Origin of the sequence: Amycolatopsis thailandensis (assembly GCF_042723255.1) — a bacterium.
Classification (GTDB): domain Bacteria; phylum Actinomycetota; class Actinomycetes; order Mycobacteriales; family Pseudonocardiaceae; genus Amycolatopsis; species Amycolatopsis thailandensis.
The window spans coordinates 78,134-98,749 of sequence record NZ_JBHXJK010000001.1; the positions used below are offsets into that span (position 1 = coordinate 78,134).

The window sequence follows — 20,616 nt, forward strand, 5'->3', positions numbered from 1 at the left end:
GTGCTCGACTTCATCTACTACCCCGTGTCCTTCATCTTGTGGTGTTGGCACAAGGTCTTCGGGTTCGTTCTCGGCGAGTCGAACGCGATCTCCTGGATCCTCGCGATCATCTTCTTGACGTTCACGGTCCGCGGCATCATGTTCAAGCCGTTCGTGAACCAGGTCCGGTCGATGAAGAAGATGCAGGACTTCGCGCCGGAAATGAAGAAGATCCAGAAGAAGTACGCGAACGACCGGCAGCGCCAGGCGATGGAGATGCAGAAGCTCCAGAAGGAGCACGGCGTCAACCCGCTGGGCAGCTGCCTGCCGATGCTGCTCCAGATCCCGGTCTTCATCGGTCTGAACCACGTCCTGCGGATGTTCACGATCAACCCGTACGGCGGCCCGAAGACCGAGAACTACTTCTTCACCCAGGCCGGCGTCGACTCGTACGTCCACGCCAAGATCTTCGGTGTCACCCTCGGCGACGCCATCTACACCGGTGTCGGAATGGTCAGCGGTGGCAACACGGTCGCCGGCTTCCACTGGGGCGTCGCCCCGGTCGCGATCCCGCTGATGATCGTCGCCAGCATCGCCACGCACCTCACCGCGCGGCACTCGGTCCAGCGCCAGAACCCCGAGTCGGCCACCCCGCAGACCGCGATGATGAACAAGCTGACGATGTACATCTTCCCGCTCGGTGTCCTCGTCTTCGGTGCGCTGTTCCCGGTCGGCCTGCTCTTCTACTGGCTCGCCAACAACGGCTGGACCCTGATGCAGCAGCGTCTCGTCTACACGCGGATCGACAAGGAAGAAGAGGCCCGCAAGGAAGCCGAGAAGGAGAAGCGCGCGAACCTCGGCCCGAAGCCGGGTCAGAAGCCGACCGCGCCGCGCCCCGGCCAGAAGCCGGTCCAGCAGAAGAAGAACAAGCCGTCCGCCGGCGGTCAGGTGAAGAAGGCGGGCTCGCCCCACGGCTTCGCCCAGACCGGTTCAGCACAGACCGGTTCAGCCACCGCGGCGGCGAAGGACACCACGAACGCAGCAGCCGAGCCGTCGACGAACGGCTCGAAGGAGAACGGCGCGGAGACGCCCGGTCTCATCTCGGACTCGACTAAGAAATCGGGCCGGAAGCGTCGCTGACGCCGATCCGGGCTGGAGAGGAGACCAACAATGGCGGAGACGATCGACACGATCGACGCCGAGGAGAACAGCGCGGCCGAGGTCGAAGGCGCCGCTGAAGAGACGGGTCGCAAGGGAGGTGTCGACGACGACGTCCTCGTGAAGGAGGGCGACATCGCCGGTGACTACCTCGAGCGGTTGCTCGACCTTCTGGACTACGACGGCGACATCGACCTCGATGTCGAGGCGGGCCGCGCGATCGTCAGCATCGACGGTGGCGAGGATCTGGAGAAGCTCGTCGGCCCGCGCGGCACTGTCCTCGAGGCGCTGCAGGAGCTGACCCGGCTGGCGGTCCAGCAGGAGACCGGTTCGCGGAGCCGTCTGATGCTGGACATCGCGGGCTGGCGCGCGGACCGTCGCGAGGAGCTTCGCGAGCTCGGCCGCTCGACCGCGGAGACGGTGGTCTCCTCCGGCGAGCGTGTCCGGCTCCAGCCGATGAGCCCGTTCGAGCGGAAGGTCGTGCACGACGCGGTCGCCGCCGTCGACGGCGTCAAGAGCGAGAGTGAAGGAGAGGACCCGAAGCGCCGGGTCGTCATCTTCCCCGCCTGACAGTCCTCTTGAGAGAAGCGGCCCGCCGGTCTTCCGGTGGGCCGCTTCTTCGTTATCAGGGTGAATTACACGCGTGGCGTTTCACGTGAAACGCGCGAGCCGAGTGGAGTTGTCCACAACTTCGGTCTGTCTCCCCGCTTTGCGGTCGGCGTCATGGACAATCAGCTGGAGCGCGTTTCACGTGAAACGGCGCCGAGATTGAGGAGCGAGAGTGGGCTTGGACGGGGTCGCCGCATCGGTACGGAGTGCGGCGTCGGAAGTGTTCGGAGACCGCGTCGAGCAAGCTGCCGGCTATGTCGAACTCCTGGAGCGTCACGGCGTCGAGCGCGGGCTCATCGGACCCCGTGAAGTCGACCGGCTCTGGGAGCGCCACGTCCTGAACTCCGCCGTGATCGGCGAGCGGATCCCCGACGGTGCCCGCGTGGTCGACGTCGGGTCGGGCGCCGGGCTTCCGGGCGTACCGCTCGCGATCAGCCGACCGGACCTCGATATCGTTCTGCTCGAACCGATGGCCCGCCGGGTCGACTGGCTGGCCGAGGTTGCCGAGAAGCTGGAACTCCCCATCACCGTTGTCCGCGGGCGCGCGGAAGAGCGGCAGGTACGCGAGGAGCTCGGTGGCGCGGATGTCGTCACCGCCCGGGCGGTCGCTCCCTTGGCCCGGCTCGCGAACTGGTGCCTCCCGCTCGTGCGTTCGCAAGGAGCTCTGGTCGCCCTCAAAGGAGCGAGCGCCGGAGAGGAAATCGAACGCGATCGCGTCGCCGTCCGGAAGGCCGGCGGCGGCGAGCCGGAAGTCTTCGAGTGCGGCACGAAAGTGCTTGAAGTCCCCAGCACGGTCGTCGTGATCCACCGTCTGCCCCCGAAACCGTCGCGACAGCGTGGCAGGCGCAGCTAGTCCAGTTCCACGTGAAACAACGCAGAACGACTCCCACGTCTAATACAGAGGAGGCTCGAGACCGGTGACTCCCCCACCGTCCGACCCTGCGAGCACCGGCCACGAACTCGGCTGGACGCCCATCGCCGAAGAAGCCGTCCGCGCGGCCAGCGTGCTGCACCCCAAGGAGGGCGCGCTCCCCCGGCCGAACCGCCGGCGTGTGCTGACGGTCGCCAACCAGAAGGGCGGCGTCGGCAAGACGACGAGCACGGTGAACCTAGCCGCCGCCCTGGCCGTCCACGGGCTCAAGACGCTCGTGATCGACCTCGACCCCCAGGGCAACGCGAGCACGGCGCTCGACATCGACCACCGGTCCGGCACGCCGTCGATCTACGAGGTGCTGATCGGTGAGGTGTCGCTCGCGGAGGCGGCGCAGCAGAGCGAGCAGTCGCCCAACCTCTACTGCGTGCCCGCGACCATCGACCTCGCCGGTGCCGAGATCGAGCTCGTCTCGATGGCGTCGCGCGAGATGCGACTCAAGGAGGCGCTGTCCTCCGAGATCCTCGACGAGATCGGCGTCGACTACGTCTTCATCGACTGCCCGCCGTCGCTCGGTCTGCTGACCGTCAACGCGATGGTCGCCGCGCAGGAGGTGCTGATCCCGATCCAGTGCGAGTACTACGCGCTCGAAGGTCTGGGGCAGCTGCTGAGCAACATCGAGCTCGTCCAGGCGCACCTGAACCGCGAACTCAGCGTCTCCACGATCCTGCTCACCATGTACGACGGCCGGACGAAGCTGGCCGATCAGGTGACGAACGAGGTCCGGAACCACTTCGGGGACACTGTTCTGAAGACCGTCATCCCGCGCAGTGTGAAGGTCTCCGAGGCGCCCGGCTACGGGCAGACGGTCCTCGCGTACGACCCGGGTTCCCGGGGCGCGATGAGCTACGTGGACGCGGCGAAGGAGATCGCCCAGCGTGGGGTGGAGATAAAAGAAAGGAGCGGTACGGCATGAGCGAGCGCAGAGGGGGGCTCGGGCGCGGGCTCGCCGCCCTGATCCCCACCGGCCCGCCGCCGGGCTCCGCGGCACCGGCCGAGAACGGTTCGGCCGCGGTCCCCGCTCCCCCGGCCGGTTCGCCGGGGCCGTCCGGTCCGGACGACAAAGGCTGGTTCGCGGCCAACGGCGCGGCCGGTTCGCAGGGCGGCACGGTGGCGGGCGCGGTCTACCGCGAGGTGCCGGTCAGCCAGATCAAGCCGAACCCGAAGCAGCCGCGGCAGGTCTTCGACGAGGACGCGCTCAACGAGCTGGAGCACTCGATCCGCGAGTTCGGGCTCATGCAGCCCATCGTGGTCCGGGAGCTCGGCGCCGACGAATACGAACTCGTCATGGGCGAGCGGCGGCTGCGCGCGTCCCAGCTGGCGGAGCTGGAGGCGATCCCGGCGATCGTCCGGCAGACCGCCGACGAGGCGATGCTGCGCGACGCGCTGCTCGAGAACATCCACCGCGTTCAGCTCAACCCGCTCGAAGAGGCGGCCGCGTATCAGCAGCTGCTCGACGAGTTCGCGGTCACGCACGAAGAGCTGGCCGGCCGGATCGGGCGCAGCCGCCCGGTCATCACGAACACGATCCGCTTGCTCAAACTCCCCCTCGCGGTCCAGCGGCGGGTCGCCGCCGGGGTGCTTTCGGCGGGCCACGCGCGGGCGCTGCTCTCTCTCGAAGACGCCGACAGTCAGGAAGAGCTGGCCGCGCGGATCGTCGCGGAGGGTATGTCGGTCCGTGCGACCGAGGAAGCCGTCACGCTCAAGAAGAGCGAAAAGCCGGCCAAGCCGAAGCCCGCTCCCCGCAAGCCGATCCAGGCGCCTGGTCTTCAGGAACTGGCGAACCGGCTTTCGGACCGCTTCGACACCCGCGTGAAGGTCGACCTCGGTCGCCGTAAGGGCCGGATCACGCTCGAATTCGGCTCGGTGGACGATCTTGAACGCATCGTCGCGCTGATGGACGAAAATCAGGCAAAACAGACACGCGAAACCGATTAGGGATTACCCCGGGTCGTTTTGTCACGGTGACGATAGCTGTGTGATGACGAAGGTGTGACGCTGAGTGCTTGAACTGGGGGCAAGTGTGAAGGGGCTCTTCGGCGGTCGAAATCCGCGCGCGGTGATCTTCGACTGCGACGGATTGCTCATGGACACCGAGCCGTGTTGGTCGGTGGCCGAGACCGAACTGTTCTCACGGCGAGGTCTGCCGTTCGGGCCGGACGAGAAGGCGTTGGTGATCGGCAAGTCGCTACCGGCCGCCGCCGACGCGATGGCGGAAGTGTTCGGCGAACCCGGCGGCGGTGCCGGGATCGCGGACGAGTTGCTGAGGTTGGTGACCGAGGTCGTCACCGCGAAAGCGGAGGCGATGCCCGGCGCGCGTGAGTTGGTCGAACTGACCGCCGCCGCCGTCCCGGTCGCCGTCGCGAGCAACTCGCCTCGAGCGCTCCTGGAGGCCGCCCTCGTTCGCGGCGGGCTTTCGGAGATGTTTCCCGTGAAACTGGCCGCCGACGAGGTGGCCGCGCCGAAGCCGGATCCGGAGATGTACTCGACCGCCTGTGCCCTCTTGAACGTCGAGCCCGCGGACGCGCTGGCGTTCGAGGACTCCATGACCGGTCTCCGGTCGGCGCGGGCGGCGGGGGTGCCTGTCATCGGGGTACCCACGCTGAAGCAGCAGGACTTCCCCGCCGACGTCGTGATCGCTTCCCTGCGTGATGAAGAGTTGCTGAGGTGGGTGCGTGGGTGGACTCAGCGATGACTTTCGTTCGCTTTCAGAGCCCGACCCGCGACAAGCGAGGAAACTTCACGGGAGTCTTCGGTCTCGTCAACAACCTCGCTCGCGCCGGACGTCTCACCGTCGAACAAGAAGCCTTCCGCCGGACGAACAACGACTGGTACGACGCGAACTTCATCAACCCGGCGCACACCGATCCGAGCGTCTACGACGCCGAGGTGAATCCCGGCGCCGCGGCATGGTTCAAGGCGAGCGCCCGGGTCTTCATCGAGCGGGTCGACGGCTACCTGGCGATTCTGGAGACGCACGAGATCCCGTGCGAGACCGTCCGGTCGGCGGATCCAGGGCGGATCATCTACGAGGACGAGTACCAGGTAGTCGTCGTCCGGAACTGAGGGAACTCAGCTCTTGCGGGAGATCGCCCGCCCGACGAGGTCGGCGAACACCGAGCCGAGGGTGGCGCCGGCGGCCTCGATCGCCACGGGCACGAGCGAAGTCTCAGTGAGACCCGGCGAGGGGTTCACCGCGAGGAAGTGGACCGTGCCGTCCTCGGTGATCATGGCGTCAGTGCGCGAAATGTCGCGAAGCCCGAGTTGACGGTGTACGGCGACGGCCAGCTCGCCGACCGCCTTGGCGGCGTCGTCGCTGATTCGCGCGGGCGTGAAGAAATCGGTCAGCCCGGCGGTGTAGCGGGCCTTGTAGTCGTACACACCGCTCTCAGGCACGATCTCGACCGCGGGAAGGGCTTCGGGGCCTTCTTCGCCTTCGATGACCGTCACGGCCACCTCGACGCCCGAGATGAACTTCTCCGCGAGAACGGTGTCGCCGTAAGCGAAGCAGCCGACCATCGCGCCGGGCATCTCCGAGGCTTCCTTGACGACCTGGGCGCCCAGCGCCGAACCACCCTGGTCGGGCTTGAGGATCAGGGGCAGGCCCAGCGTCTCGACCATCGCGTCCAGCACGGCCTGCGCGCCGAGTTCACGGAAGGTGCTGTGCGGCAGCACGACCCAGTCCGGCGTGGTGAATCCCGCGTCGGCGACGAGCGCCTTGGCCGTCGGCTTGTCCCACGCGCGGCGGCAGCCCTGCGAGCTGGTGCCGACGTAGGGCACGTCGAGCATCTCCAGCACGGTCTGCACCGCGCCGTTCTCCCCCTCGCCACCGTGCAGGGCGACGATCGCCGCGTCGGGGCGCTGGGTGCGAAGACGTTCGAGCAGACCGGCGTCGGTGTCCCATTCCTCGACGGTCAGGCCTTCCGCCCGCAGCGCGACCGAGAGCCGGCGCCCGGAGCGGAGTGAGACGTCGCGTTCGTGGGAAAGCCCGCCTGCGAGTACGGCAACGGTGCGGTCGACCACCGGGACTCCTTTTGTTCTTTGGGGACGTCCGGCCGATCAGACCGTGTCCGGAGAGGGGTTCTGCGGCCCCGAGATCGAGCGTGGGCTCACGTTACCGAAGGTACGCGCGAGGTCCATTTCGGACTCGAGCACCGCGGCGAGCCGCCGGACGCCTTCGCGGATCCGCTCCGGCGTCGGGTAGCAGTAGGAAAGACGCAACTGTCTGCTGCCGAAACCATCTGCGTAGAAGCCGGTTCCGGAGGCGTACGCGACCCGGGCCGTGACGGCCCTCGGCAGCATCGCCTTCGTGTCCACGCCTTCGGGGACGGTCATCCAGACGTAGAACCCGCCGTCGGGTTTGGTCCAGCTGCAGCCGGCGGGCATGTGTTGTTCGAGGGCGGACAGGATCGCGTCCCGGCGCTCCCGGTAGTTCTCGCGGAAGGTCTTGATCTGACCCATCCAGTCGTGAGTCGAGAGGTATCGCGACACGATCAACTGGTTAAGCGTAGGCGGACAAAGTGTCGCGGACTCGGCCGCGAGCACGAGTTTCTCCCGGACGGCGTGCGGCGCGAGCACCCAGCCGACCCGCAGGCCGGAGGCGAAAGTCTTCGAAAAAGAGCCCAGGTAAACGACGTTGTCGGGGTCGATCGAGCGGAGCGCCGGGTACGTCTGCCCGCCGAAGCCGAGCAGGCCGTACGGGTTGTCCTCGACGATGAGGATGTCGTTCTCCCGGCAGATCTCCACGATCTCCGCGCGCCGCTCGACGGCCAGCGTGACGCCGCCGGGGTTGTGGAAGTTGGGGATCGTGTAGAGGAACTTGACCCGGCGGCCGGCCTTGCGCGTTTCCGCGAGGGCGGCGCGCAGCCCTTCGGGGACCAGGCCGTGGTCGTCCATCGCGACGTGGACGACGTCGGCTTGGTACGCGGCGAACGAGCCGAGCGCGCCGACGTACGACGGTCCTTCGGCGATGATGACGTCGCCCGGGTCGCAGAACAGCCGGGTGACCATGTCGAGGCCCATCTGCGAGCCGACCGTCACGACGACGTCGTCCGGGTGGGCCTTGATGCCTTCGAGCGCCATGATTTCGCAGATCTGCTCGCGCAGCGCCGGGACGCCGTGCGCGGAGCCGTATTGGAGCGCGACCAGGCCGTCTTCGGCGATGAGCTCGCCGACCTGCGCGGACAACGTGTCCAACGGGAGCGCGGCGAGGTTCGGCATCCCGCCGGCGAGCGAGACCACTTCGGGGCGACTGGCCACCGCGAACAAGGCCCTGATCTCGGAAGCAGTCATCCCGGCGGTACGCGCGGCGTAGCGGTCGAGATGAGGGTCGAGGTTGTGGCGGCCGGGCTCCGGCCGGACAGGGCGATTCTCGGTCATCAGGTGTTCACCCGTGCTTCGAAGTGGACATAGTCGCTACCGACTGGTAGTTCCATCGAGTGTAACCACCCTCCCTTGAGGGGCCCTGGCCTTCCGGTGTTCATCACATCGGCCTATCCTCGATCAGGACCCCTTCAGCGAGCCCTGCTCGGGACAGTGCTGCGTCGGGTGTCTTCGTTCAGGGAGGTCTGTCTGTGTCGCGTCGCGTCGTGGGCGTAACCCTGGACAACCTCGAGCATCTGCCCAAGAGCTGCCGCCGCTGCGTGTACTGGGAGCTGGCGCCGCATATGAAGGCGCAGGCCGAGGAATACGGCGCGACCGAGGTCGAAAAGGAAGCCTGGGTCTCCAGCGTGCTGCTGGAGTGGGGTTCCTGCGGCCGGATCGTCTACAGCGACACCTTGCCTGTCGGCTTCGTGCTCTACGCGCCGCCGAACGCCGTGCCGCGTTCGCTGGCCTTCCCGACTTCGCCGCCCGGACCGGACGCGGTCCTGCTGACCGCCTTCCAGGTCCTTCCCGAGTTCCAGGGCGGTGGACTCGGCCGGATGCTGGTGCAGGCCGTCGCGAAGGACCTGACCAAACGTGGTGTCCGCGCGATCGAAGCCTTCGGCGACGCCAAGCCCGAGGAGACCGATCCCGACGGCGGACACAGCTGCGTGCTGCCCGCCGCGTTCCTCCAGAGCGTCGGGTTCAAGACCGTGCGGCCCCATCCGCGCTGGCCGCGGCTGCGGCTGGAACTGCGGTCGGCGATCTCGTGGAAGGAAGACGTGGAGGCGGCCCTCGAACGGCTGCTCGGCCAGGTCTCCATCACGACCGCCGAACCGAGCCTGGGCCGCGCCTGACCTTCTCTCGCTGTTCCGGAGGCTTGAGTCCGGTTGCAATGAAAGCGTCCTTCATTGCGAAATTTGCTATGAAAGGCCCCTTCATTGCGCGCCCGCGAGGCCGCGTTAGCAGAGTTTCCGGGTGCGCGCAGCGGCCATACCCCGGCCTGGGGACAGCTGTGGGTAACCCGCCGAGTTATCCACAGATCCCTGATAGGAGCGGTGGAAAATCTGTGGATGGGTAGGCTGGACCTGGGGACGCCCCCCGGGAAGGGCGGGGGCTGCGCGCCGGGGGGATCTACGGGTGGCGTGGTCGGGAGTGGGGGCACACAACCGGTTGTGCCGAGCGGCTCGGCAGGGGGATGTGCGCCCGCGTGCGGGGTGTGGAGGAGTGGCTACTCCGCTTTGGCGAGTTCGTGGGCCAGGACGTCCGCGAAGGTGAACGTGCCGGTCGGCTGGTCCCCTTCGCCGAGGAGGTACAGGCGCTTCACGGCGACCAGGATGCCTTCGGCGACGACGTCGCGGAAAGCCGGGTCGGCCAGTTTGCGGCTGTCTTCCGGGTTGGTCAGGTAGCCGATCTCGATCCGCACCGCGGGGCAGCGGGTGCGGGTGAAGATCTCCCAGGTCTTGTAGTGCGTGCGGCAGTCGAGCATGCCGGTGCGGGCGGCCAACTCACGCTGGATGAAGCCCGCGAGCAGCTCACCGACGGTCGACGTGGTGCCGTTACCGGTGCCGAAGTGGAAGCTCGCGACACCCTGCGCCTTCGGCGAGGGGTTCTTGTCGTTGTGCAGCGAGAGGAACAGGTCGGCGCCCGCCTCGTTCGCGAACTTGGCCCTGTCACCCTCGGTCGGGCTCTGGTTCGGGCCGCGCGAGATCAGCGCCTCCATGCCGGTGGCCTGCATCCGGCCTTCCAGCCGCCGCGCCAGGTCCCAGGCGATGTCCGCTTCACGCAGGTCACCCGCGACGACACCGAGGTCCTCGCCGCCGTGGCCCGGGTCGATCACGATGCGCTTGCCGCGCAGCCGCGGGCCCGCCTGGCGCACCTGCTCCTGCTCACGCAAGAACACAGGACGGCCGCCGCGGGCACGCGGCGAAGAGAGCCGGTGCAGCTCGCGGATCGTGGCCGGACCGCACATGCCGTCGGCGACCAGGCGCATGTCGCGCTGGAAGGTCTTGAGCGCGCGTTCGGTCTGGGCGCCGAAGTGCCCGTCCGGGCGGCCGGCGTCGAAACCGAGTTCGGTCAGCCGCTCCTGGAGCGCGAAAACGTCGTCACCCTGCATGGGGGCGGAGAACATGTAGGTCAGCGGGCGGCTGCCGAGATGGAAGCCCGCGCCGCGAAGTGCCTGGTAGGTCGCCGGACCCACCAGACCGTCGGTGATGAGCCCACGGCGCTGCTGGAACGCGCGCACGGCATGTTCCATCGCCGTGTCGAAGACCTCGTACTCCCCGGATTCGGTCACCGGCGGGAGCAGCTCCATCGCCGCCAGCGTGGACCTGATCTCGGCGACGTCCGGTCCGGCGTCACCGCGGCGGAGTACCCGCATGCACTCCTCGCTCTTCCCTTTGGGGCACCGATCGAGCTCGATGCACGACTTTGAAAACCCTGCGGGGCGAACCCCGGTGCTCTATTGTGCCCTGTGAACTCTCGGTGAGCGCGGAGGCCCGGTCGGTGCGTCAAGTCCCCGTTCGGGGAACCCGTCCAGGCGTCGCCGTAACAGTCAGATCTACCCGTTCCGCCGAAAGACGAAACCCGGAGCCTGGGCAGGCCCCGGGTTTCGGCAGGTGAAACGCGAGATCAGAGGACGTCGGCGAGGTCCGAAAGCAGCGCGGCCTTCGGCTTGGCGCCGACGATCTGCTTCACCGGCTTGCCGCCCTGGAACAGGATCAGCGTCGGGATCGACATCACCTGATAGTCACGCGCCGTGTTCGGGTTCGCATCGATGTCGAGCTTGGCGATGGTCAGCTTCTCGCCGTTTTCCGCCGCGATCTCTTCGAGCACCGGGGCGACCATCTTGCACGGACCGCACCAGGTCGCCCAGAAGTCGACCAGGACGGGCTTCTCGCTCGTCAGCACGTCGTCGACGAACGTCTTGTCGGTCACCGTCACGGTGTTGTTGGCCATGGTGTCTCCTCCTGGGGGTGGTGAACTCCGGTGCGGGAAAGTCAGTTGGTGGTGGCGCCGTAGCCGCCGCCGACCAGCTCAGGCGTCTCCTGGGCGGTCTCGACGCCGGCGTGCTCCGCCAGCCATCGTTCCGCGTCGATCGCCGCGGCGCAGCCCGAACCCGCGGCGGTGATCGCCTGCCGGTACGTGCGGTCGACCAGGTCCCCGGCCGCGAAAACGCCGGGAAGGTTCGTGTACGAGGTCCGGCCCTGGGTGAGCACGTAACCGTCCTCGTCGAGGTCCACCTGACCGCGCACCAGTTCGCTGCGCGGGTCGTGACCGATGGCGACGAAGAACCCGGTCACGTCCAGCTGGGATTCCTCGCCGGTCACCGTGTCCTTGAGCTTGAGGCCTTCGACCTTGCCCTCACCCTCGACCCCGGTGATCTGCTTGTTGAGCGCCCACTTGATCTTCTCGTTCTCGCGGGCCCGCTCCAGCATGATCCTGGAGGCGCGGAACTCCTCGCGACGGTGGACGATCGTGACGGACTTGGCGAACTTCGTCAGGAAGGTCGCCTCCTCCATCGCGGAGTCGCCGCCGCCGGCGACCACGATGTCGTGGTCACGGAAGAAGAACCCGTCGCAGGTGGCACAGGCCGAAACACCGCGGCCGAGCAGCTCCTGCTCGCCGGGCACGTTCAGGTAGCGGGCCGCGGCGCCCATCGAGAGCACGACCGCGCGGGCCGCGTAGCGTTTGCCGTTCGCGACGACGTACTTGACGTCACCGGTCAGCTCGACGGACTCGACGTCCTCCTGGCGCAGGTCCGCGCCGAAACGCTTGGCCTGCTCGCGCATCTCTTCCATGAGGTCGGGACCCTGGATGCCTTCGCGGAAGCCGGGGAAGTTCTCGACCTCCGTCGTCGTCATCAGCGCACCGCCGAACTGAGTCCCCTCGAACACCAGCGGTTCGAGCTGCGCTCGTGCCGCGTAGACAGCGGCGGTGTATCCCGCAGGACCCGATCCCACAATGATCAGGTTCCTGATCTCCTCGGCAGCCACCCGTGACCTCCGCTCGTAGTGACCTGTTCACCAGGCTCAACACGATCGTAAGGGCCGGTGTTCCCGGGGTGACCGGCGCTACTTCTCCTGCCCTGCTCCCAGGCGACAGCAAAGGTCCCTTGCTCCTCCCGGACGTCGCCGGGGGAGCAAGGGACCTTTGCTACCGCTGCTACCGCTACTTCTGGCCGATGATCTTGTCGAAGAGGACCGATGGCTTGCCAGGGCCGCAGTCGGACCCGAAGGCGACGATGCGGAACTGGGCGAGCTTGCCTGTGGTGTAGATCACCATCACACCGTCCTTGCCCGCGACGTTCACCGGCCGGATGCCCTCCGGCCGCACGTCAGGGTCCAGTCCGGCGGCCTCGACGCAGGCGTCCAGCTTCTCTTCGGTCTTCAACGAGCCGAAGTCGCGGACGCCGAGCGCCTTGCCGAGGAGCGCTTCCGCCCCGTTGCCGTCACCGCCGACCGAAGGGCCGGTGGGAGCGGGCGGAGGCTGCGCGACGCCGCCCGGCGTCGTCTGCTGGGTGGTGGGCACGACGATCGCGACGGCGGCGATGGCCGCCGCGGCCACGGTCGCTATCCCGGCGCCCCAGCCGATCCGCTTGTTCCGCCGCCGCCGTGCGGCCGCGAGGTCCACCACCGGGGCGACCTGCGCCTGCTGCCCTTGAGGTGTGCCCTGAAAGGCAGGCGACGTCCGCATCTCGGCGGCCAGTGCCGCGTCGATCCGCGCCGCGTACTCCGCCGGCATGGGTGCGACAGGCTCGTTCGCGAGTGACGCGAGGTCGGCCGTGGTCGCTTCGAGTGCTTCGATGATCGCCAGTGCTTCGGGGTCGGCGTTCACCAGCGGCCAAAGTTCGGCCGCCTCCCGCTCGTCCAGTACACCTGCGTGCAGGTCGGCGAGCACATCGACAGACCACGGCGGACCGACGGTCCCGCCGATCCCCCTGCTCTCGTCTGTCATCTTCCCTCCCCGTCACCCGGCGTGCCCTGAGGACGCCTGGCACCCCGTTCCGGGGTAGCGCGCTCTCGTTTGCTTTCGTGAGTTGGGACGTTCGCAATCGCATCGGGGTTCCGCAGATGTCCGAGAACCTTCGCGAGCTTTCCGCGGCCTCGGGCACACCTGCTCTTCACCGTGCCCTCGGCGATGCCGAGCATTTTCGCCGTCTCGGCGACGGAGTATCCCTCGACGTCGACCAACACGATCGGGGCACGTTGCTCTTCGGGAAGCTGGTCGAGGGCTTCCTTGACCACGAGGCTCGTCTCGCGCTCGGACATCGAGTCGCGCGGCGAGGCGGGTTCGTTGAACTGCCCGGTCTCGGGCAGCGGAACGGTCGGTCTGGCCTTGCCCCGCCGGATGCGGTCGAGGCACGCGTTCACGACGATGCGGTGCAACCACGTCGTGACCTGCGATTCGGCTCGGAAATTGCCCGCTGCTCGGAACGCGGAGATGAAGGCGTCCTGCAGGGCGTCCGCGGCTTCTTCCGGATCCCGCACGGTGCGCAGGGCCACCGCCCACATGCGGTCTCGATGTCGCTGGACCAGTTCACTGAACGCGTGCGGGTCACCGGCGGCATGCGCCGCTATGAGATCCGCGTCCGTTGGAGCTGCAGCTGTCACCCGGGAGAGCCTACTGACCCGGGCGTGTCCCTCGAACGCGACGTGCACAGCCAGGTGACAACACGCGCGCGCGTCTTCGCCGGAGGCTCGGATCGGGGGCGGCGGGCCGCCGAACCGGTCTCGTGAGGGTCAGCGGAAACCACGGTCCGGCGACGCCGATCCGAAAGCGCGCCCAGAGGGCACTGACCCGGTGTTCGGCGTCACCCCGCAGGCAGGAACGTCAGCTCTTTGAGTTCGGTGACGAACTTGCCGTCGCCATCTTCACCCAGCTGAGTGATCCAGACGATGAAGTACTGACCCTGCTGAGGCTGCTGCAACGCGATGGTCGATTCACCCGCCGCGAGGTCCCCGGTGCCGACGACCTTCGTCTCGTCGAGCTTCGGGTTCTTCTTGTCGGCGGAGCGGATCTCGACCTTCGAGCCGGGGCTTCCCGCGTCGATCTTGACCTGGCTGAGGTTGATCGGGTCCTTGAAGGTCATGACCAGCCCGACACCGTTCTTGAGGACCGGGAACTGCTCGTCGTAGTCGTCGGTCTTCCACACGGTGCCCGGGTCGCCGTCCGTGGCGTTCTTGGCGCGGCCGGGGCTGTCGCCCTTGCTGCCCGGGTTGAACACGGCGACGGCCGACGGCTTCACCGCTGTCCCCACGGTGGGACCCGGCGGCGGCTGCTGCGCGGGCGGGGGCTGCTCGCCCGACGGCGGCGGAGCGGCCGAAGACGACGACGCGGCGACGTTCATGTTCGGGCCGCTGGACTTCGATTCGCCCTGGAACAGGTTGATCAGCATCATCCCGCCCCAGGCGAGGATGACCACGGTCGCGACGACCAGCACGGTCACGCCGAACGCCAGCTTCTTGCGCCGCGCGACGTCCTTGACCGGCTTCTTCGTCGTCCAGACCGTGCCGTCCGGTTCGGCGACGGCCTCTTCCTCGCCGACGGCCTTGATCAGCTGGGTGCGTTCCTCGGCTTCGGCGGCCTGGTCCAGCACGCGCAGGATGGCCGCGCTGGTGCGGATGCCACCGTGGCCGCCGTCCTCGATGGTGCGGACGGCGAGCGAGGACAGCTCCACCGGCACCGTCGGGACCAGTGAACGCGGCGGGATGACCCGTCCGGTCGGCGCGTGCGGCGCCGCCGGGATCGCGGCCGGACCGCCGGGCAGGGCCCAGCGACCGGTCAGCAGCAGGTACAGGACCGCGCCGAGCGCCTTGACGTCGTCGCGGAGGGTCGCTTCGGGCAACGGGCCCGGGAAGGCGAGCTTCAGCGCGCCGTCCGGGGTGAGCCGCAGGCGCTGCGGATGGTCGAGGCCGAGGACGAGGCCGTTCTGGTGGGCGTGATCGACGGCTTCCGCCAGTGCCTGCACCATCCTGGCCGCCGCGGCCGGCGCCACCGGGCGCTGCGCCACCAGGTCGACCAGGTCGCTGCCCTTGGTCCATTCCGCCACGACGACACCGAGCAGACCTTCGCTCGAGGTGACGCCGCTGCCGAGGCTCAGCACGTCGAGGACGCGCGCGACCCCGCCGTGGCCGAACTTCGAGGCGTGCGCGGCACGCTCCAGCGTCCGGCGCGCGAGCCTCGCGGCCTCCGCGTCCGCGGGGTCGCCGACCAGCAGCGTCAGCGCCACGTCCCGCTTCAGCTGCCCGTCACGGGCGCGCCAAAGATGCGCCGCCGCCCGCTCGTCCACCCCGAACTGTGCGAGCAGGCGATACCGGCCGTCACCGACGACCCGGCCAGGGGCCAGCGACCCGCCTTGGGCACGAACGCCCACCTGGCTCGCCTCCCCTGCCTGTTCGCTCCGTCTCGTATCCACCGCACTCTCCCGCGTAGCTCCCGCCCCGAGGGTACCCAGAATACGACCCGTGAACGCGCGCCATCCGTGCGTGAATCGTTATCGCCGCTTGATCAACCGGGTGATCCTCGCCGTGGCGGGCTTCAATTCCTCGACCTTCAGGGCCATGAGCACGCCGAACGACACCACGATCCCGACGATGGTTTGCAGCAGAAGTTTCACCCAGGCATGGAAAGTAGGCCCGAACGAGTCAGGCACGACCTGCCCGGCGAGCCATGCCGCGCCGACCCCGAGCACGCTCGCGACGACCGTGAAGAGGATCACCCCGAGAACCCGCTTGCTCCGCAGGTTTCCGAGCGTCACCCACAGCCAGACCTGACCGAGGATCGCGCCGACGACGAACGTGAGGCCGTTGACCATCATCACGCCGAGCACGATGTTGTCCGGCGAAAGCAGCGCCGGGCACAGGTACAGCAGCGGCACCTTGACCACGGTCATCACGATCATGATCAGCACCGGCGTCCGCGCGTCCTTCATCGCGTAGAACACCCGCATCTGGAGCATGACCAGCGCGTACGGCAGCAGCGCGAACGCCGAGATGGCCAGCGCCTCGCCCAGCCGCGTCGCGTCCTCGATCCTGCCCTTGCCCAAGGTGAACAGGGCGATACCGACCGAACCGCCCACCACGGTCATCACCGCGGAGATCGGCAGCAGTGTCACCGTCGAGATCCGGGAAGCGTACGAGAGGTCGCCGATCAGCTTCTTGTGGTCGCCGTCCGCGGCCGCGCGGCTCATCCTCGGCATGATCGCGGTCAGCAGCGACACGCCGATGACGCCGTACGGCAGCTGGAAGAGCAGCCACGCGTTGCTGTAGGCGGTCACACCGCCTTCCGAACCGCTGGTCAGCACGCGGGTCGTGATCGTGTAGCCCACCTGGCTGACCGCGACGTAGCCGACGGTCCACAGCGCGAGCCCGCCGAACTCCTTCATGCGCTTGTCGATACCCCAGCGCCACTTGGGCTTGAACCCCGACCGCAGCAGCGGCGGGATCAGCAGCACGGACTGCGCCACGATGCCCGCTGTCACGCCGAGGCCCAGCGTGAGCACCTTCGGGTCGGTGATCGACACCGGATTCGTGGAGATGTCCCCCGGCATGATCCACACCACGAGGATCGTGAAGATGACGACCAGGTTGTTGATCACCGGCGCCCAGGCCGTCGGGCCGAAGATGTGCTTCGCGTTCAGGATCGCCGAGAGCAGGGCGAACACGCCGTAGAAGAAGATCTGCGGCAGCAGCAGGTACGCGAAAGCGGTGACCAGGTCGGGGTTCGCCTGCCCCTTGTCGTCGACGTAGAGCTTGGTGATCAGCGGCGCGGCGAAGACCGCGATCGCCGTCCCGACGACGAGCAGCGTGCCCGCCACCGTCACCAGCCGCTGGGTGTAGGCCTCGCCGCCGTCCTTGTCGTCCTGCGACCGCACGAGCAGCGGCACCACCAGGCTGGACAGCACGCCGCCCATCAGCAGTTCGAAGATGATGTTCGGCATCGTGTTGGCGACGTTGAACGAGTCGTTCTCGACCTTGGCGCCGATGGCCGCGACCAGCAGCAGCTTCCACGCGAAACCGGTGATGCGGCTGATCAGCGACGCGATCGCCATCCGGCCGCTGGATTTGGCGATGGACGGCGCCTGCGCCGGGGCGGCGACCTCTTGTTCGCCGGTCTCCCCCGGCCGCGGTTTGACCAGCGGCGCGTCCTTGATCGCAGGCATGACCTGCGTGGCGAGCTGGTCGTACGGGCGGAGGACGTCGGGGTCGGCGACCGGCCAGCGCGAGCCCATCGGGACGCCGGGGGTGCGCGGGATGAACCGCGTCGCGTCGGGTTCGTCGCGCCGGTCGACCTGCCACGGGCGGACCGGTGGCGGCTGGCGGCGCCCACGATGCGGCGGGGGCGGCGTCTGGTGAGGAGCCTGATGCGGCCCCTGCGGCGGCGGCCCCGAAGGACGGCGCGGAGCAGGGTTCGGAGCAGGATTCTGGGTCGGCTGCGGCAGCGGCGGGCCCTGCTGCTGCGGTGGCGGAACCTGCTGACGACGGGTCGGCGGTGGCGCGTTCCGCGGCGGTGCCTGGTTCTGGGGCGGCCTCAGCCGCCGGGTCTCGTCGTCGGGGCGGCCCGCGGCCCGCTGGCGACGGCCGTCCGGCGGCTGCTGGGGCGGCGGCGCGGCACGACGCGGCCGCTCACCGCGCTCGGGCGGGAGCTGCTGCGGCGGCGGTTGACGACGCTCCGGACGGCGGGGGCCATCGGTGCGACGGGGCGGTGGCGGAGTGCCTTCGCGCCGGGGACGGCCTGCACGCTCGGGCGGTACACCCGGCTCTCTTTCCAACGTGCGCCCAATCCTCGGTGCTCGACTACGTGATGCCCGGCGGCACCTTTCGACCAAGGGTAATCGGGAACGACCGGAAACACTTAAACCTGTGCGTCTTCGGTCACACGTGGAGCGGTTTCGTTCGCCCGATCGGTCCGCGCGTCCTTGATCCTCCGGTAGATCCGGCGGGACGAGAGCAGCAGCAACGCGCCCGCCGCGGTGACGGTGATGATGATGGTGATCGCGCCGTACTCCGTCGAGGTCAGTTCGAACCGCGCGTCGGTGCCGAGTTTCGTCCCGTCGGGTGTGGTCAGGGCCACGTCGACGCTGAACCGGCCCGCTCGGAGCGCCTCGACCGGGAGCAGCTGGTTGACGGCGCCGTTGGCCGGGACGGTCCGCTCGGGCACCTCTTGGGTGGAGCGCAGGCCCACGTTGTTCTTGAGCACGGTGCGGACGTTGATGCCGACCGGCAGGCCGTTGGTGATGTACGCGGGCAGCGGCGACGCTCCGGAAGCCAGCGCGATCGTCTGCTTCGGCCGCTCCACGGTCACCTGGCTGCGGATCGCGTCGAGGTCACCGCGCGCGTTGCCGGTGGCGATCTCCGCGCCCGCGCCGCGCCACGACGTCGAGGCGGACCGGATGAGGGCGAGCCGGACGGGGGCGATCACGTCGGCCGGATTCACCCGTTTGGTGGCATCCATCGTCATCGCCGACGACAGGCCCAGCGTCTCGTTGTCGATCTGGGACATCTTCGCGGTGACGTCGCCGCTGGTCGCGGCCGTCAGATCCTGCGGGTCGTAGTTGACCGACGCCGTCCCGGACGGGCTTTCCCCGAGCAGTTCGGGCAGCGGTGTCGACTTGGCGAGACCGGCGGCGTAGAAGTCGCCCATCCGCTCCAGGAACGTGGTGAGTTCGGTGCCGGTAGCGGCCCAGTGCCGCGGCGGCGCGATCAGCAGCCGCGAGCGCTGCTGTCCCTCGCTCTGCCCGCCGAGCCCGGCCCGGAAGGCGATCGCGCCGAGCCCGTTCTGGGTGGATCCCGAGCCGTTCAGCGCGGTCGAGATCAGCGTGTCGATCGGCTGCGCGCGGAGATCCGTCCCTTCGATCGACACCCCGCCCGAAAGCGGGGCGTCGGACTGGAGCCTGCGCGAATCGGTCAGCACGGTCTTGACGCCCGCCTTGCCGATCGCTTCGACGGTCTGCGAATCGAGGACGCCGCCGGGCCAGAGCACGCCGTCCTGCGGCTGGATGCCGAGCAGGTTCTTGATCGTCGTCGCGCCACCGATCGCGCTCGCCAGGAGCGCGGTGTCGGTGGCGTCGCCGGCGCGGACCTTCGTCAGCGCGGTGAGGTCGGCGTCGGCGAACGGGAGGGTGACCACGCAGCGGCCCGCGACCAGCGCCTTCAGCTGGCCGAGCCAGTTCTTGGCGGTGACGGCGCCCTTGCCGGGGACGGGCCCGCCACCACCGGCGACCTGGTAGCCGCGGGACATCCCGTCCACGGTCGCGACCAGGTCGGGGTCGATGGCCAGGCAAAGCGACGACGAGACCTTCGTGTCGGCTTCGGCCGCGCGCGCCGCCGCGACCAGCGAGTCCAGCCGCCCGCCGGTGGACAGCTCGTCGGCCAGCCGCTCGTCGGCCAGGGTCAGCGGACCGCCGAGCGGGGCCGAGACGACGTGCACGGTGCTGTTCGCGATCGGCCACAACAGGCTCGTCGACGGCGCCGAGGGCGGACGCGTCGCGGGTGTCCTGCCGGGGACGCCGAGCACCGGCATCAGCAGGCTGACCGCCGCGAGCCGTTCCGGGCCGCCGAAGTCCGGGGTGCCGTTGACGTTGACCAGCAGCGGATACACGCCGGGCTTCGGGAACTGGAGCTTCGAGGACTGGCCGAGCGGGACGGCCAGGTTCAGCGTGGCGCTCTGCCCCGCCTCCAGGGTGTCCGGTTCGAGGTCGACGAACTCGGTCGCCCCCAGGTCCTTGAACTTGCCGCCCGCGAGCACGTCGCCGATCTGCTGCTCGCTCTGCAACCGGGAGCCCAGTTGAAGCCGGACGCCCAGTTTGCTGATCGGCCGGTCGCCGATGTTGGTGACGCGTCCGGTGACGGTGATCGACGTCGAGGTCGTGGTGATCACGCGGGGGTTCAGCTGATCGAGGTCCACGCGCAGCCGGGGCTGTTCCTGCGCCTGCGCGACCGCGCCGAACAACGCGGGGAGGGCCAGGAACAGGATCGACAGGACAGTGGCGGCAAGCCGCTTCACTCAGGTGCTCCCTCGGCGGTGTGCTGTTGCTGCGCGAAGAGTTCTTTGGCCTTCCGGACCAGCTTGCGCTCGTCGGAGTAGGCGAGGGTGGTCTCCAGGTCGGCCAGCGGCACCCAGGCGACTTCGGTCACCTCGACATCCTCGTCCGAAAGCTCGCCGCCGGTGGATTCCAGGATGAAATGGTGCACCGTCTTGTGCACCCGGCGTCGCTCGGCCACGAACCAGTAGTCGATGGTGCCGAGGGGCTCGAGAACCCGCGCGGAGATGCCGGTCTCTTCCTTCACCTCGCGCACCGCTGTCTGCTCCACCGTCTCACCGTCCTCGATGTGGCCCTTCGGCAGCGACCACAGCAGTCTGCCGTGCCGGTCGAGCCGCCCGATCAGCGCGGCGTGCGCCCGCTCGGCGTCGACGACGAGACCGCCGGCCGACGTTTCGTCGACCGTGGTCAGCCGCCTTCCCCGCCTGCGCCTCCGCCGGCGGCCCGGCTTCGAAGCGCCGGAGCGGCCGGCTGATCCAGACATGCTGCGATGCTAGAGCAAACGGCGGTACGGGTACGCTGGCTCTCCGTGCCC

The 20,616-nt window shown here is 68.5% G+C and carries 19 protein-coding genes; 8 read left to right on the forward strand and 11 right to left on the reverse strand.

Annotated features, from left to right (window positions below):
• The 7 genes from yidC to ACFWMR_RS00435 all read left to right on the forward strand — a co-directional run bounded on the left by yidC (position 1) and on the right by ACFWMR_RS00435 (position 5,743).
• Positions 1–1,119 carry a membrane protein insertase YidC gene (yidC, locus tag ACFWMR_RS00405; RefSeq protein ID WP_378375722.1) on the forward strand — a complete coding sequence of 373 codons (1,119 nt, stop codon included), beginning with the start codon at positions 1–3 and terminating at the stop codon, positions 1,117–1,119.
• A 30-nt stretch (positions 1,120–1,149) separates the two neighbouring features.
• Positions 1,150–1,707, forward strand: a complete 558-nt coding sequence (locus ACFWMR_RS00410; protein WP_005154507.1) for a Jag family protein — start codon at positions 1,150–1,152, stop codon at positions 1,705–1,707.
• A gap of 211 nt (positions 1,708–1,918) precedes the next feature.
• Complete coding sequence (gene rsmG / locus ACFWMR_RS00415; RefSeq protein WP_378375724.1) at positions 1,919–2,599, forward strand: 16S rRNA (guanine(527)-N(7))-methyltransferase RsmG; 681 nt, start codon at positions 1,919–1,921, stop codon at positions 2,597–2,599.
• A 64-nt stretch (positions 2,600–2,663) separates the two neighbouring features.
• Positions 2,664–3,593 (forward strand): ParA family protein, encoded by a 930-nt coding sequence (locus tag ACFWMR_RS00420; RefSeq protein ID WP_378375726.1) that lies wholly within the window; start codon positions 2,664–2,666, stop codon positions 3,591–3,593.
• Entirely contained in the window at positions 3,590–4,615 is a 1,026-nt protein-coding gene (locus ACFWMR_RS00425) for a ParB/RepB/Spo0J family partition protein (RefSeq protein WP_093937683.1), read from the forward strand. The genes ACFWMR_RS00420 and ACFWMR_RS00425 overlap by 4 nt, the downstream gene beginning before the upstream one ends.
• A gap of 64 nt (positions 4,616–4,679) precedes the next feature.
• Positions 4,680–5,372 (forward strand): HAD family hydrolase, encoded by a 693-nt coding sequence (locus tag ACFWMR_RS00430; RefSeq protein ID WP_378375727.1) that lies wholly within the window; start codon positions 4,680–4,682, stop codon positions 5,370–5,372.
• Positions 5,369–5,743, forward strand: coding sequence for a hypothetical protein (locus ACFWMR_RS00435; protein WP_378375729.1), 375 nt, complete (start codon positions 5,369–5,371; stop codon positions 5,741–5,743). Before ACFWMR_RS00430 ends, ACFWMR_RS00435 begins: the two co-directional genes overlap by 4 nt.
• A 6-nt stretch (positions 5,744–5,749) precedes the next feature.
• Here ACFWMR_RS00435 and ACFWMR_RS00440 read toward each other — a convergent pair whose 3' ends face one another.
• Both ACFWMR_RS00440 and ACFWMR_RS00445 read right to left on the reverse strand, forming a co-directional pair.
• The gene (locus ACFWMR_RS00440; protein ID WP_093937686.1) at positions 5,750–6,700 is read right to left on the reverse strand and encodes a D-alanine--D-alanine ligase family protein; all 951 of its coding nucleotides are present in this window, start codon (positions 6,698–6,700) and stop codon (positions 5,750–5,752) included.
• Positions 6,701–6,736: 36 nt separating this feature from the next.
• Positions 6,737–8,056, reverse strand: a complete 1,320-nt coding sequence (locus ACFWMR_RS00445) for an aminotransferase-like domain-containing protein (RefSeq protein WP_378273571.1) — start codon at positions 8,054–8,056, stop codon at positions 6,737–6,739.
• A 194-nt stretch (positions 8,057–8,250) separates the two neighbouring features.
• Here ACFWMR_RS00445 and ACFWMR_RS00450 point away from each other — a divergent pair, with 194 nt between their 5' ends.
• Positions 8,251–8,895 carry a GNAT family N-acetyltransferase gene (locus ACFWMR_RS00450; RefSeq protein WP_093937688.1) on the forward strand — a complete coding sequence of 215 codons (645 nt, stop codon included), beginning with the start codon at positions 8,251–8,253 and terminating at the stop codon, positions 8,893–8,895.
• 374 nt (positions 8,896–9,269) lie between these two features.
• Here ACFWMR_RS00450 and ACFWMR_RS00455 read toward each other — a convergent pair whose 3' ends face one another.
• The 9 genes from ACFWMR_RS00455 to ACFWMR_RS00495 form a co-directional block, all read right to left on the reverse strand.
• Positions 9,270–10,418, reverse strand: a complete 1,149-nt coding sequence (locus ACFWMR_RS00455; protein WP_005154474.1) for an N-acetylmuramoyl-L-alanine amidase — start codon at positions 10,416–10,418, stop codon at positions 9,270–9,272.
• A 251-nt stretch (positions 10,419–10,669) separates the two neighbouring features.
• On the reverse strand, positions 10,670–10,996 hold the full coding sequence (gene trxA, locus ACFWMR_RS00460; protein WP_005154472.1) for a thioredoxin: 327 nt from the start codon (positions 10,994–10,996) through the stop codon (positions 10,670–10,672).
• 41 nt (positions 10,997–11,037) lie between these two features.
• The gene (trxB, locus tag ACFWMR_RS00465; protein WP_378273572.1) at positions 11,038–12,033 is read right to left on the reverse strand and encodes a thioredoxin-disulfide reductase; all 996 of its coding nucleotides are present in this window, start codon (positions 12,031–12,033) and stop codon (positions 11,038–11,040) included.
• 175 nt (positions 12,034–12,208) lie between these two features.
• Positions 12,209–12,994, reverse strand: coding sequence for a hypothetical protein (locus tag ACFWMR_RS00470; protein WP_378375731.1), 786 nt, complete (start codon positions 12,992–12,994; stop codon positions 12,209–12,211).
• A complete protein-coding gene (sigM, locus tag ACFWMR_RS00475; protein ID WP_026467183.1) occupies positions 12,991–13,650 on the reverse strand; it encodes an RNA polymerase sigma factor SigM in 660 nt (219 codons plus the stop codon). Before sigM ends, ACFWMR_RS00470 begins: the two co-directional genes overlap by 4 nt.
• Positions 13,651–13,850: 200 nt before the next feature.
• Positions 13,851–15,413 carry a protein kinase family protein gene (locus ACFWMR_RS00480; protein ID WP_378375822.1) on the reverse strand — a complete coding sequence of 521 codons (1,563 nt, stop codon included), beginning with the start codon at positions 15,411–15,413 and terminating at the stop codon, positions 13,851–13,853.
• Positions 15,414–15,533: 120 nt separating this feature from the next.
• Complete coding sequence (murJ, locus tag ACFWMR_RS00485; RefSeq protein WP_244199919.1) at positions 15,534–17,270, reverse strand: murein biosynthesis integral membrane protein MurJ; 1,737 nt, start codon at positions 17,268–17,270, stop codon at positions 15,534–15,536.
• A gap of 623 nt (positions 17,271–17,893) precedes the next feature.
• Positions 17,894–20,044, reverse strand: a complete 2,151-nt coding sequence (locus ACFWMR_RS00490) for a DUF6049 family protein (RefSeq protein ID WP_378375733.1) — start codon at positions 20,042–20,044, stop codon at positions 17,894–17,896.
• Positions 20,041–20,565, reverse strand: coding sequence for an NUDIX hydrolase (locus ACFWMR_RS00495; RefSeq protein ID WP_093934219.1), 525 nt, complete (start codon positions 20,563–20,565; stop codon positions 20,041–20,043). The genes ACFWMR_RS00490 and ACFWMR_RS00495 overlap by 4 nt, the downstream gene beginning before the upstream one ends.
• Positions 20,566–20,616 lie beyond the last annotated feature (51 nt).